This window comes from Bacillus sp. JJ1533 (genome assembly GCF_036965045.1).
Classification (GTDB): domain Bacteria; phylum Bacillota; class Bacilli; order Bacillales; family Bacillaceae_L; genus Ferdinandcohnia.
This window is the reverse complement of record NZ_JBALOV010000007.1, coordinates 250014-263367: the sequence shown is the minus strand read 5'-3', so window position 1 is coordinate 263367 and position 13354 is coordinate 250014. Positions and strand designations below refer to the sequence as shown.

Here is a 13354-nt window from a genome sequence, read left to right as displayed (position 1 = left end):
GTTCCCCTCCTTCCAAAACTAGTAAGACATAGAGGTTAGAAAACCTATTTTAATGTAATGCTTTTTTCATTTGAATAATTTCATTTGCAATCGTAGCGGCTCTCAAATAATCTTTGCTACGTTCAGCCTCAAGTTGTTCAGACTCTTTTTCTCTTATCATTGACAATTTTTTGTGATTCAACACCTGTTTGATATAATCTGATAACACAGAATCTGTTACTTCTTCTTCAATTGACATCATTGCTATATCAGTTACAATCCGCTTTAGATTATCATCATGTATCCTTGTTAGAAATGTACTGATATCTGGTTCATGGCCTTCTTCATAATATGCATATAAATACGTTATAATTGCTCGATGTTCTTCAATATTGAATTCGGCTTGGAGCTGATCCTGGACCTTATCAGCAATATCCCGATTCCGCAGCATATATGCGAGTAAAAAACGTTCTGCATTATGATAGGCTTTAAGTAAGTGCTTAGATACGGTAGGTTTCGCTTTCGTATTATTTCTATTCGAAGAGAAATTATCCCTTTTTTTCCGTTCAGATTTATAATACTGAAGTTGCTGAGTTTTTAGTGCATCAAGGGAAATTGAAAATTCACTTGCTAACTGGCGCAAATAATGGTCTCTTTCGACAGCCTTTTCTAAAGAGGATATTTCCTTAAGTACATCTTCTATATAACGGATGCGTTCTCCTTCATCCTGAAGATTTTTTCCTCTTCTTAAGTACTGCATTTTAAATGCCATTAATGTAAGACTTGCCCCTATTACATCATTTTTAAACTTCTCCGCGCCATATTTGTTAATGTAGTCATCAGGGTCCATGCCATTAGGCATTGTTGCAACTCTCACATAACAGCCTGCCTCAGTAAGCAAGGTTGAGGCTCGTAAAGCAGCATCAAGTCCTGCATTATCAGAGTCATAGCAAATGACAACAGATTCCACATTCCTTCTGATTATTTTTACATGTTCATCCGTTAAGGATGTGCCCATCGTACCAATTGAATTAGGAACATCTGCTGAATCAGCTGCAATTACATCTGCAAATCCTTCAAAAAGGACGACTTGCTGTTGTTTTCGGATATGAAGCCTTGCTTGATGGAAATTATAAAGGGTCTTACTCTTATTAAAAATAATCGTTTCGGGACTATTTAAATATTTCGGCTCCTGCCCCTTGTCAAGCACCCTGCCAGAAAAAGCAATGGTTTTACCTTGATGATCCCAAATTGGGAACATAATGCGATTTCGAAACCTATCAAAGAATGTTCCGGCATCCTCCTTTTTGATGAGTAAACCGGCCCGTTCCATCAACTCAGGCTTAAAGCCTCTTTTCTGGAGAAACTTCGTAGCAAAGTTCCATGAATCAAGGGCATAGCCAATTTCAAACTTGTCAATAATTTCCCTTGTGAAGCCCCTATTTGTTAAATAGTCTAGCGCTGGTTGACCTTCTTTTGTATTAAGTAATAGGTGATGATAGAATTTTTTAAGTAATTCGTGTGCTTCTTGCATTTTTGATGCATCATTGTTTTTATCAGAAACAGCTGTTTGCTGTTCATAATCCGATAGGTCTATGTTCACTTTTTTAGCTAAGTTTACTGCAGCCTCCGCAAAGGAATACCCTTCTAAGTCCATTAAAAAAGAAAATACATTTCCACCTGCTCCACACCCAAAACAATGAAAAATTTGTTTATCAGGGGAAACAGAAAATGAAGGGGTATTTTCACCATGAAATGGACATAATCCAAAATAATTTCTGCCTTGCTTCTTCAATTGAACATATTCACTAACTACATCAACAATGTCAACAGATATACGAATTTTTTCGATTGTTTCTTCGGGAATTCGATACCCCATTGTTTAACATCCCCAAGTACTAAAATATTCTATATTCAGAGTTTAAATCCTGCAATTTTCGACAAACTTTTTTTAAAAATTTTAGTAAAATGTTGTCTGTCTTCGTCAGTAAAGGGTTTTGGCCCTTTCGAGTAGGAACCTTTACGTCTTTCCTTTGCAGATAAAAAGCGAAAATGAAGGATCTGTTCCATATCCTCTTCCTTAAACTCCTTGCCACGGGGTGATATTACAGTTACACCTCTGTTTACTAAAATACTTGCTAAGCCAGTATCCTGGGTTATGACGATATCTTTTATAATTGCATGATTCATAATGTAGAGATCTGCAGCTTCTTTTTCAGCATCCACGTACACCCATTTTCCACCCATGGGATTTGACATAACATGTGCATAAGAAGCAACAAATACAACATTGATATTATATGTTCCTGCAATGCTAAGTATTTCCTCTTTAACTGGACATGCATCAGCATCAACAAATATTTTATTCTTTTTTTCGTCATATTTCTCTATTCTACATCACTCCAAAGAATCCTTCTTTTCCACAAAAAGTTTTAAAATATGTTCTAAATCTGTGACTGTCCAATCTTTAGGTGAGTAATTAGAACGGATGTTCAAAAGCGGTTTTGGAAAGAAAAAACTTGAAATGAGAAAATAATGTCGAAATTTTTTTCACCTATTTCCTTATCTTACCCTTGACAACCTTTAATACATAGTTTATTCTTTCTAGTCGAACTCTAAACCTAAAAATATGTATTTTTATCACAATTTTTTATTATAATACAAAATTCCTTTAAGTGCTATAAAAAAACATATCTTTTTTAAGATATGTTTTCCCTTTCCCTGTACAGAAAATTTCATTTAATTGGTTCTTCGTTTATTGATTTTATTTAAAATGATATTTGCGGTTTCTTCAACAGCTTTATTCGAGACATCAACTACATCGCACCCGATTTTTGTAATGATGGATTCAAAGTGATCAAGTTCTTCTTTTATGCGGTTAATATTTGCATAGATTGCTTGGTCATCTAAACCTAGTGATTTTAATCTTTCTCGTCTAATATGATTTAGTTTGTCTGGACTGATTTTTAATCCAAAGCATTTATTGGGTGACACTTTGAACAGTTCTTCCGGCGGATCCACCTCGGGTACTATCGGAACGTTCGCAACCTTAAAGCGCTTATGTGCAAGGTATTGGGATAAAGGGGTCTTAGATGTTCTTGAAACACCTATTAGTACGATATCTGCACGAAGAATTCCTCTTGGGTCACGTCCATCATCATATTTTACTGCAAATTCAATGGCCTCAATCTTTTTAAAATAATCTTCGTCTAGTTTTCTTACAAGGCCTGCTTCAAATCTTGGATTACTTTCATAAAGGCCCGACATTTTATCAATTAACGGACCAATAATATCATGCACGATAACTCCTTCTCGCTCTGCTTCCTTTGCAAGAAAGTCTCTTAGTTCAGGAACGACAAGTGTAAAGGCAATAATTGCATTATTAAGCTTTGCAAGTGCTACTACCTCTGACAACGTAGCAGTATCTTCCACATATGGAATTCGTTTAATATCTGTTTGTGAACCATTAAATTGACTTACCGCAGCTTTAACAACTAATTCTGCTGTTTCCCCAACTGAATCTGATACTACATATACCACCCGTTTACTCATCTGCTAATTCCATCTCCTTACCAAAAATTAGAGGATTTCATCCCCAGCGAGAGCCACTAATGCTTTTGTCATATTTGTTTTTGTGATTCTTCCTATTACTTCTATTCCACGTTCAGATTGTTTTATAACAGGTAATGCATCAATTTGCTTTTCAATTAGTTTATGAGCTACATCAAGTAAAAGATCATCTTTTTCACACATTGTAATATTAGGCATCCGAGTCATAATAACATTGACAGGAACGGATTTTAAATCCTGGTTACCAAGACTTGCTCGCAGTAAATCTTTTCTTGATAAAACTCCAACGAGAAGTGATGACTTATCCACGACAAATAAAGTTCCAACGTCTTCCAAAAACATGGTAACAATTGCATCGTAAACAGATATACTCTCGTTTATCACGACAGGAATGGATTGATAATCCATCACTTTTATTTTTTTGATCTTATCGGCTAATAATTGTTGACCTGTTTTTCCCGTATAAAAATAACCGACCCGAGGTCTCGCTTCAAGATAGCCTGCCATTGTTAAAATAGCGAGATCTGGCCGGAGGGTAGCCCGCGTTAAACTTAATCGATCTGCAATCGCTTCACCAGTAATTGGTCCATTGTCTTTTACAATTTGTACAATTTGTTCTTGCCGTTTACTTAGTTCTATTGTACTCACCACCAATTCTAAACTCTTTTGATTATGTAAATAGTGTTATACTAATTAGAATTATTATATACTAATTGAAGAATAACGTATAGTATATAGAAAAAGACTAGGAGCAAAATGCTCCTAGTTATTCTTTTCTTATTTTACAATAATCAAATTCATATCCCCGATTAAATAAATGATGTTTGCTAATTGCACCATTTGTGCAAGACGATTTTTCCTTACTGCTTCATCGTCTGCCATAACCATTGTATGTTCAAAGTATCGGTCAATTAGCTCTCTTAGTGAAGCTAAAAGATGAAAGGCTTCGGCTACATCATGTGTTTTAAGTCTCTCAATTACCATTGGTTGAACCTCTTTGAACTTCTCAAAGAGATGTTTTTCTTCATCAGATTCAAAAAGGCTAGGATTAATTTCGGATTCTTCACCTTTTTTGGCGATATTGAGTACTCTGGCTAACGATTCAATCGTTGCTTTAAAGTCCTGGTGGTCTTTTTTCTTATCAAGTATTTCGGCTTTTTTAATAAGTAGCCCAACATTTCCTAGCTTAGTACCAAGAACTGCATCAATAATGTCATAGTGAATATTTCTAGTATTTAGTTCATGCTTGATACGTAATTTAAAGAATTGAACAAGTTCTTTTTCGTTTTCTTGCTTTTCAAGCTTTGCGATATTCGCTTCGATAAATAGACTTAATGTATAATCGAATAACTCTTCAAGATTAATGTTCCAGCCTTTATCAAGTAAAATTTGAACAACTCCTGATGCCATACGCCGTAATGCATATGGGTCCTGTGAGCCAGTCGGAATAATACCTATAGAGAAACATCCAACAATCGTATCTAACTTATCAGCAAGGCTGATTAACGCACCAATTGTTGAAGAAGGGCTAGCATCATCAGCATGGCGCGGCATGTAATGTTCATTAATTGCAACAGCAATCGCCTCATCTTCACCACTTAATCGTGCATATCGTTCACCCATGACCCCTTGTAGCTCTGGGAATTCGTAAACCATATTTGTAACAAGGTCAAATTTACAAATTTCAGCAGCTCGATTAGCCTTCTTCTGTGTTTCGCTATCTAGGTTTAGTAGCTCTGCTAAATACTTCGTGATTTGCTGAATTCGTCTAACTTTGTCACCAATTGAGCCAATTTCTTCATGGTAAATAATTTTATCAAGCTTCTTGGTTAAGTCATCAATTTTCAACTTCTGATCTTCTTTATAGAAGAAATCTGCATCAGATAAACGAGCACGAAGTACCTTCTCATTACCTCTTGCTACTGTTTCAAGATGCTTGTGGTCGCCATTTCTAACTGCCACGAAGTATGGAAGAAGTGCACCATTTTTATCCTTTACAGGGAAATAGCGTTGATGCTCTCTCATGCTTGTAATTAACACTTCTTCTGGTAGATTTAAAAATTCCTCTTCAAATTTCCCGTAAAAAGCAGTTGGATACTCTACAAGATTTGTTACCTCTTCTAGCAAATCCGCATCAATAGGAACTTCCCAATTGTTGTCTTCTTCAAGTATTTTAATTTGGTTTGTAATTGCCTCTTTGCGCTCGAGATAATCCGCAATGACATATTGAGACATTAGAAGCTTTTCATAGTCCCTTGGTGTTGTGATTTCAGCCTCATGGCCTAAGAAACGATGCCCCCATGTTTTGTTACTCGCAGTAACAGTTGTGATTGAAAGTGGAATAATCTCATCACCGAATAGAGCAACGATCCATTTTATTGGACGGACATAGCGAAGTTCTTGATTGCCCCAACGCATGTTTTTAGGGAAAGATAGATGTGTAATCACATCTTCAAGTTCACTTAAAATTTCAACAGTGTTTTTCCCTTTAATGAATTTATTGATATGTGCGTATTCCACACCATTAATCTCTTTAAAAAAGATCTCTTCAACAGTAGCGCCCTGTCCTCTAGTAAAGCCCATCGCAGCTTTTGTCCAATTGCCATCCTGGTCTAAAGCTATTTTTTTTGCAGGACCTTTCGCTTCAAGTTCTACATCCTTTTGCTTTTCCGCAACATCATGAACAAGAACGGCTAGTCTCCGAGGAGAGGAAAAACGTTCAATTTGTTCAAATGAAATATTTTGCTCAAGTAACCAGTTTGTAATCTTGTCAGAAAGCTGATTCATAGCATCAGTAACAAATCGTGCCGGCATTTCCTCTAAACCAATTTCAATTAATAAATCTCGATTACTCATTCCGATCGTCTCCTTTTGCCTTCAGCATTGGGAAGCCTAATTTTTCACGCTCATCATAAAATGTTTTAGCTACTTTTCGAGCTAAATTACGCACTCTGCCGATATACCCTGTTCTTTCTGTAACTGAGATTGCTCCCCTAGCATCTAGTTGGTTAAAGGTATGGGAACATTTTAAAACATAATCATATGCCGGATGAACAAGTCCTTCGTCCATTTGACGGTGTGCTTCTTTTTCATAAATGCTAAATAAGTTAAATAACATTTCTGTATCAGATGTTTCAAATGTATATTTTGAATGTTCATATTCTGGTTGATGGAAAATATCTCGAACTGTAAAGCCTTTTGTCCATTCAAGATCAAAAACATTCTCCTTATCTTGAATATAAGAGGCTAAACGCTCAATTCCATATGTAATTTCGACTGAAACTGGTTTACACTCAATTCCCCCAACCTGTTGGAAATAGGTAAATTGAGTAACTTCCATACCGTCAAGCCATACTTCCCAACCAAGCCCTGCTGCGCCTAATGTAGGCGCCTCCCAGTTATCTTCAACAAAGCGAATGTCATGCTCTAATGGATCAATTCCTAATTTTCGTAATGACTCTAGGTAAAGCTCCTGAATATTATCAGGTGACGGCTTCATAATAACCTGAAATTGATGATGTTGGTAAAGGCGGTTTGGGTTTTCTCCATAGCGACCATCGACTGGACGTCTTGATGGTTCAACATATGCTACATTCCAAGGCTCTGGGCCAAGGCTTCTTAAAAATGTATAGGGGCTCATGGTTCCAGCTCCCTTTTCCACATCATAGGCTTGCATGAGTATGCAGCCTTGATCTGACCAATGCTTTTGTAACGTTAAAATCATTTCTTGTATATTCATTAATCTTGCACCTCCAAAATTATAAAGCGGAAGCGCCTATTGGCGCTGCGGCTAGATTTAAAAACAAATGAAAAACAAAAATAAAAAACTCCCCTCCTCTATGCCTAAATATAGACATAGGGACGAGAGTTTACCCGCGGTTCCACCCTATTTGCAATAACCTAAAATGATTATTGCCTCTTTTCAACGATACACTCTGGAACGCCTTCCTTATCTGTTCATACCCTAGCTCTCACCGTCCTAGGTTCGCTTTTATAAACGACAATAAGTACTACTTTCCTTCACCGTGTGTTCACATCATATTTTTAATAGCACTATAATCCAATTTCACTGTCATGTCAAGTAGGCCACTTTACGGAAGACGAAAATTTTCAAGCTGATCTAAGAATCGTTTTGATTTTAGATACAAGCCAGAATATTCTTCGTAATACATGTCAATAATCATTTTTAATTCTTTCTTCGTCTCGTCCTTTACTGCAATACTTCCTAGTCGACTTAAATCAAAATAATAAAATAAGCGAAGTAACCGAATGGTTGCTTGCGATACCTTAAGATGATACGGTTCTTTTTCATAGCAACGATGACAAAGAAGTCCACCTTCTCTGATAGAAAAAGCAAATTCCCCCTCTGTACATTTACAAATTGTACATTCGTCAAGTCGAGGATACAGGCCTAGTAAAGGAAGTAGTTTTAGCTCATAAATATAGAGAAGAATATCGGGATCATATCCTTCATTTAAGTAGTTTAAAGTTTGATAAAGCATTTCAAAAAGATAAGGATTTGATTTCTTTTCTTCCGTACATTTATCAGTGAATTCAACCACATATGATGCATATGCGGTTAAGAAAATATCTTCACGTATAGAGCGGAAAGTTGAAATAGTTTCGCCTTGTTGTAATACCCCTAAACCCGATGTCTTTTGAAATAAAAACTGTCCATATGTAAAAGGAAGGGTAATAGCAGCGAGACGACTGCTTGGTTTTTTTGCGCCTCTCGCCATTACCCCAATTTTTCCCGATTCTCGGGTATACATGGTAACGATTTTATTCGTTTCACCATAATCACTTGTTCTTATGATAATACCTTCGCATTTTTGCAGCACTTCTGTCACCATCCATCGGCAACTAGGCAACCAATTACCTTTGTTATTCAAATAGTACGTCCATATGGTAATTCTAAGACGCTTTTTTGGGATGGTCAAGTAATTGGAAAATCTATTTCTGCTAGCTCCTCACTCTGTGTTTCGGGTCTCTCAGTCTTCTCTTGTTCCAATTCCTTAAAAAGAAGATACGTATCAACATTACCTGTTTGACTAAACACCTTCCAGGTAAAATCTAACATAGTAACCCCACCTTTCTGATATTAAGACTAGCAAAGACTACTCCAATTTCATTCATTTGTAGGTGATGTTCAAAACGTCAGGTGAAAATGACAGTTGTGAGGACTTTTGACTTCTTACACACTGTCCTTTTCCTTGTTCTTTTGAACATTCACTTGTAAGAATATCTTGACCGAAAATCCTAAAAAACATGTTACATAAATTTTGCTAATCCGTGTATTTTTTTCAGAAATGCAAATACTTTAATGTCATCTTTTCAGATCAATTTTCTAATATTCATCTTCCCTGAATCCATAGTCACGAAGTTGAGACATTTTGTTGCGCCAGTCCTTTTGCACCTTTACCCAAAGCTCTAAAAAGACCTTCGATCCTAGCAATGCTTCAATATCAGCGCGTGCCCGTTTACCAACCTCTTTTAGCATGCCGCCTTGTTTTCCAATTACAATTCCTTTTTGCGAACTGCGCTCGACAATGATAGTCGCACCTACATAAACCGTATTGCCACCTTCTCTTCTTTCAAGTGAATCCATGACAACTGCAATGGAATGTGGTATTTCTTCTCTTGTAAGGTGAAGTACTTTTTCACGAATTAATTCTGTGATAATAAAGCGTTCCGGATGGTCTGTGACCTGATCAGCAGGATAGTATTGGGGCCCCTCCGGCAAATATTTTTTAATTTGCTCCACTAATCTTGGGGTGTTGGTACCCTGCAGTGCTGATATTGGAACAATTTCTTTAAAAGGATAGAGGCCTTTGTACTGCTCGATTAATTCTAATAATTTGTCAGGATGGATTTGGTCTATCTTATTAACAACAAGAAAAACTGGTGTCTGAACATTTTTTAGACGTTCTATGATAAACTCATCACCGCGTCCATAGCCCTCTTCAGCATTTATCATAAATAAGACAATATCGACTTCTTTGAGTGTGTTTTGAGCAACCTTCATCATAAAATCGCCAAGCTTATGCTTTGGTTTATGAATCCCAGGTGTGTCAATAAAAATAATTTGAGAATTTTCCTCTGTAAAGACCCCTTGTACCTTGTTTCGTGTAGTTTGGGGTTTATCACTCATGATTGCAATTTTTTGTCCGATAACATGATTTAAAAATGTGGACTTCCCAACATTTGGGCGTCCAATAATTGAAACAAAGCCAGATTTATAACTATTCTTATTTTCCATGTAGATCCTCCGGTGTAAAAGCTCCAGGCAGTAATTCCGTAATCGTTGTTTCTTGTACATCACCTTTTAGGTTTGATAAATAAACCTTCATATCAGGCGGGCACAGTTCTGAAATGACTTGACGACATACGCCACATGGAGGTACTGGCCGGTCAGTATCTGCAACTACAGCAATGGCTGTAAACTCCTTATCACCTTCAGAAACAGCTTTAAATAATGCTGTTCTTTCTGCACAATTGGTTGCACTATAGCCTGCATTCTCAATATTACAACCGTGGTAGACCTTACCGTCCTTCGTTAATAGGGCAGCTCCTACCTTAAATTTCGAATATGGAACATATGCTCGTTCTCTTGCTTTTTTCGCTTCGTTGATTAGTTCCTCTGTTTTCATTTCTAAATTCCTTTCTGCATCGTGTAGTACGAAAGTGTATTTTCATTTTACATAAAAAAATGGATTCATGCATGGATTTAAAACATTTGTTACATAATTGTAAGAATTTTCTTTAAATTATACGGATTAAGTAAGGTAGAAATATGATTACACCTACAATTGCGGAAATGATGGCATAGAAAAGGACAGCTCCAGCTGCAATATCCTTAGCTTTCTTCGCCAAGGGGTGGAATTCACTAGTAACTAAATCCACCACTTTTTCAACGGCAGTATTCATTAATTCAATCGAAAACATTCCACCGATTAGAAGTAAAATAACCATCCATTCTACCTTTGTAATTTGAAAAAGGAGACCACAAATCACGACAATTACAGAAAACACAAAATGGATCTGTAAATTACGTTCCGACAAAAATGCTTCCCGCAAGCCTTGAAAAGCATACGAAAAGCTTTTAATAAAACGCGTCCATTTACTTTCTTGCTTATCTTTCAAGTCCATACGCCTCTAAGATTTCCTTTTGTCTTGAAAACATTTTTTCTTCATCTTCTTTTGTCATATGGTCATAGCCAAGTAAATGCAGGAAACCATGAACAGCGAGGAAACCTAATTCCCGGGCAAAGGAATGGCCATAATCATCGGCTTGTTCCCTTGCCCTTGGAATTGAAATGATGATATCTCCTAGGAGCTTTGGTATGTCTTCCCCGATAATCGCAATCTCTCCTTCACCCATTTCTTCCATGGCAAAGGAAATAACATCAGTTGGTTGGTCCTTATCTCGATATTCTCGATTGATCTCTTGAATTCGATCATTATCAACAAACGTAATTGAAACCTCTGTTCCTTCTTTGACACCTTCCTGATCTGCAGCTAAAAAGAGTAACTCCTGTACTAATGTACATTCTTCTTCTTTTACTTCACCAATTTCATCATTAAAATCAATTTCTAATCTCATGCTTCCTTCACCTTCTGTTTTGTGGCCTCCACAGGGTATTCAATCCGTGAGTGGAAGATTCCCTTTAGTGATTCACAAAGTGTTTTTGCGACGATATCAAGCTCTTTTAGAGTAATATCACATTCATCAAATTGCCCATCCTGTAATCTGTCAGCAATAATGCTATTAACCAGTGACTCAATTTTTTGTGGGGTTGGATTTGACAGTGAACGTACCGCTGCTTCAACACTATCGGCAATTCCAATGACTGATGCCTCTTTTGTTTGAGCTTTAGGTCCCGCATATCGAAAATCCGATTCCAGAATGTCTCGATCACTTTGTTGCTTTGCCTTATGATAAAAATATTTTAGCAATGTTGTCCCATGATGCTGCTCAGCTATGTCAACGATTTCTTTTGGCATTTTGTACTTCCTCAAAGTTTCTGCACCGTCTGTAGCATGTGCCGTAATAATCGTTTTACTAAGCTGTGGGGCAATCTTATCATGTGGATTTTCAATATTCATCTGATTTTCTATAAAGAAATGCGGTCGTTTTGTTTTTCCAATATCATGATAATACGATGATACTCTAGCTAATAACCCATTCGCCCCAATTGCTTCACAGGCTGACTCTGATAAATTTGCAACCATGACACTATGATGATACGTTCCGGGTGCTTCGGTTAAAATTTTTCGTAATAACGGATGATTTGGATTCGATAGTTCAATTAGCTTCATTGTTGATAGAATATTGAACCCAGCTTCAAAAAATGGTAATAGCCCGATTGTTAATACAGCTGCTATCACACCAGATAAAACCGCCATAATAATTGATGAACCATAATCTAAACTTGAATAACTACCATTTTGCAATAACATGATCGAAAAGATCACAATAATATTAATCAATGCAACAAAAAGCCCGGCTTGGAGAATTTTCCCTCTGCGATTATGCTTACTTAAAAACAACACACCAGCTAAGCAACCAAACAAGAAATATATACCTGCTGTAAAATTCAGCGTACCAGTAACACCTTCATTAAAGATAAGACTTCCACAAACAGCAAAAATCATACTTGAGAGAATGGCAACTTTTTCATTTATTAAAAGCTTTATTAACATTGCACCCATTGCAACCGGAACAATATACCCTATATCTGAATAATCGATTTGTTGGAATAAACTAATACCCTTCATCAATAGAATGGTAATAGTAAAGATAATCGCAAAAATTAACAAATAGATGTTCCGATGTCGATCGGCAGGAATCATATCATTATGAAAGTGATAGACTAAGGCTGCTATAACTAAGACAATAATTAACGCTAATCCGATAAATGGTTGAATTGGATTATTAGAGCTGGTCATACCTAGTAGCTCAAGTTGACGATAAATATCCCTCGTGATTAATTGTCCTTCTTCGACGATAATTTGACCTTGGAGAATTTTTACTGGCTCCACTGCTTCTATTGCCTGTTGGCGTTTTTCTTCGGTTGCTTCAACATCATAATAGACGTTTTGAACGACCGCAAAGCGCGCCATTTCACGCATTGGCTCTCGTAGGGCTGCATCCACACTAGAGTATCGTAATTCCTCTACTACTTTATTTTTGGCATTCTCGACTTCAGAAGAAGGTATTCTGGTGTTCATTACATTATTAACTGCTGTAATAACTCCATCTTTTGCACGAGATAATTGTTCAGGTGTTGCTGTTAATAGAGTTGTAAAAACTTCATCTGGGATACGATTTGTTAAATCTTGTGGCAGCTTCGTCTTTAACATCTGTAGCTTTTCTGAAGCTGTCCATTGTTTGGGTTCTTCTCCGCGGTCTTCTTCCGAAAGGTTTTCCCATTCTTTTACCGTTGCATTATACATATCCAATGCTTCATTATTCGTTTCTTCAATGGAGTCAAAAATAGAAATAGCAAGATCAATTTGATTATCCGCATATTCCGATTTAAGGGTAAAAACATCCTCAACTTCTTTTGCTGCTGCATCCTGTTTGGCTTTAGTGGCCACTTTATCTTCAATTGTTAACGGAGAACGGATTGTCTGTTCAGATGGATGCAACACCTCTAAATGCAATACTTCAGGTTTTACATTACTGTACATGACTAAAAACATAATTCCTGCTAGGAGGATATAAATCAAAATATGTAGGGATTGATTGTTTTTTATAAGGGATAACTTATTCGTCAGCTTTATACTTTTCCTCATTTGGTGA

The 13354-nt window shown here is 36.7% G+C and carries 12 protein-coding genes and 1 pseudogene; all 13 read right to left on the bottom strand.

The window, feature by feature from the left end; translation table 11 throughout:
- Window positions 1-49 precede the first annotated feature (49 nt).
- The 13 genes and pseudogenes from dnaG to V7138_RS05460 all read right to left on the bottom strand — a co-directional run bounded on the left by dnaG (window position 50) and on the right by V7138_RS05460 (window position 13347).
- A complete protein-coding gene (dnaG, locus tag V7138_RS05520; RefSeq protein WP_335394778.1) occupies window positions 50-1858 on the bottom strand; it encodes a DNA primase in 1809 nt (602 codons plus the stop codon).
- 35 nt (window positions 1859-1893) lie between these two features.
- Window positions 1894-2340, bottom strand: coding sequence for a YaiI/YqxD family protein (locus V7138_RS05515; protein ID WP_335394856.1), 447 nt, complete (start codon window positions 2338-2340; stop codon window positions 1894-1896).
- 378 nt (window positions 2341-2718) lie between these two features.
- The gene (locus V7138_RS05510; protein WP_335394776.1) at window positions 2719-3531 is read right to left on the bottom strand and encodes a pyruvate, water dikinase regulatory protein; all 813 of its coding nucleotides are present in this window, start codon (window positions 3529-3531) and stop codon (window positions 2719-2721) included.
- A 27-nt stretch (window positions 3532-3558) separates the two neighbouring features.
- Window positions 3559-4197 (bottom strand): helix-turn-helix transcriptional regulator, encoded by a 639-nt coding sequence (locus V7138_RS05505; protein WP_335394854.1) that lies wholly within the window; start codon window positions 4195-4197, stop codon window positions 3559-3561.
- A 129-nt stretch (window positions 4198-4326) separates the two neighbouring features.
- Window positions 4327-6405: a glycine--tRNA ligase subunit beta gene (gene glyS / locus V7138_RS05500; RefSeq protein ID WP_335394775.1), complete on the bottom strand. Its 2079-nt coding sequence runs from the start codon at window positions 6403-6405 to the stop codon at window positions 4327-4329.
- Window positions 6398-7288 carry a glycine--tRNA ligase subunit alpha gene (glyQ, locus tag V7138_RS05495; RefSeq protein ID WP_335394774.1) on the bottom strand — a complete coding sequence of 297 codons (891 nt, stop codon included), beginning with the start codon at window positions 7286-7288 and terminating at the stop codon, window positions 6398-6400. The genes glyS and glyQ overlap by 8 nt, the downstream gene beginning before the upstream one ends.
- Window positions 7289-7640: 352 nt before the next feature.
- Window positions 7641-8390 carry a DNA repair protein RecO gene (recO, locus tag V7138_RS05490; RefSeq protein ID WP_335394853.1) on the bottom strand — a complete coding sequence of 250 codons (750 nt, stop codon included), beginning with the start codon at window positions 8388-8390 and terminating at the stop codon, window positions 7641-7643.
- Between the two features lie 95 nt (window positions 8391-8485).
- Window positions 8486-8629, bottom strand: a complete 144-nt coding sequence (locus tag V7138_RS05485; RefSeq protein ID WP_335394772.1) for a YqzL family protein — start codon at window positions 8627-8629, stop codon at window positions 8486-8488.
- Between the two features lie 267 nt (window positions 8630-8896).
- Window positions 8897-9808 (bottom strand): GTPase Era, encoded by a 912-nt coding sequence (era, locus tag V7138_RS05480; protein ID WP_335394771.1) that lies wholly within the window; start codon window positions 9806-9808, stop codon window positions 8897-8899.
- Window positions 9798-10214 (bottom strand): annotated as a pseudogene (locus tag V7138_RS05475) (cytidine deaminase); the annotation flags it as partial. The pseudogene V7138_RS05475 and the gene era, both read right to left, overlap by 11 nt.
- A 97-nt stretch (window positions 10215-10311) precedes the next feature.
- On the bottom strand, window positions 10312-10698 hold the full coding sequence (locus V7138_RS05470) for a diacylglycerol kinase family protein (RefSeq protein ID WP_335394768.1): 387 nt from the start codon (window positions 10696-10698) through the stop codon (window positions 10312-10314).
- Entirely contained in the window at window positions 10682-11152 is a 471-nt protein-coding gene (gene ybeY / locus V7138_RS05465; RefSeq protein ID WP_335394766.1) for an rRNA maturation RNase YbeY, read from the bottom strand. Before ybeY ends, V7138_RS05470 begins: the two co-directional genes overlap by 17 nt.
- The gene (locus V7138_RS05460) at window positions 11149-13347 is read right to left on the bottom strand and encodes an HD family phosphohydrolase (protein WP_335394764.1); all 2199 of its coding nucleotides are present in this window, start codon (window positions 13345-13347) and stop codon (window positions 11149-11151) included. Before V7138_RS05460 ends, ybeY begins: the two co-directional genes overlap by 4 nt.
- Window positions 13348-13354 lie beyond the last annotated feature (7 nt).

Bases quoted from the DNA above. Each gene is read 5' to 3' on its own strand.
- V7138_RS05460 (WP_335394764.1), bottom strand. From the start codon at position 13,347: ATGAGGAAAAGTATAAAGCTGACGAATAAGTTATCCCTTATAAAAAAC.
- ybeY (WP_335394766.1), bottom strand. From the start codon at position 11,152: ATGAGATTAGAAATTGATTTTAATGATGAAATTGGTGAAGTAAAAGAA.
- V7138_RS05510 (WP_335394776.1), bottom strand. From the start codon at position 3,531: ATGAGTAAACGGGTGGTATATGTAGTATCAGATTCAGTTGGGGAAACA.
- V7138_RS05470 (WP_335394768.1), bottom strand. From the start codon at position 10,698: ATGGACTTGAAAGATAAGCAAGAAAGTAAATGGACGCGTTTTATTAAA.
- glyS (WP_335394775.1), bottom strand. From the start codon at position 6,405: ATGAGTAATCGAGATTTATTAATTGAAATTGGTTTAGAGGAAATGCCG.
- era (WP_335394771.1), bottom strand. From the start codon at position 9,808: ATGGAAAATAAGAATAGTTATAAATCTGGCTTTGTTTCAATTATTGGA.
- V7138_RS05485 (WP_335394772.1), bottom strand. From the start codon at position 8,629: ATGTTAGATTTTACCTGGAAGGTGTTTAGTCAAACAGGTAATGTTGAT.
- dnaG (WP_335394778.1), bottom strand. From the start codon at position 1,858: ATGGGGTATCGAATTCCCGAAGAAACAATCGAAAAAATTCGTATATCT.
- glyQ (WP_335394774.1), bottom strand. From the start codon at position 7,288: ATGAATATACAAGAAATGATTTTAACGTTACAAAAGCATTGGTCAGAT.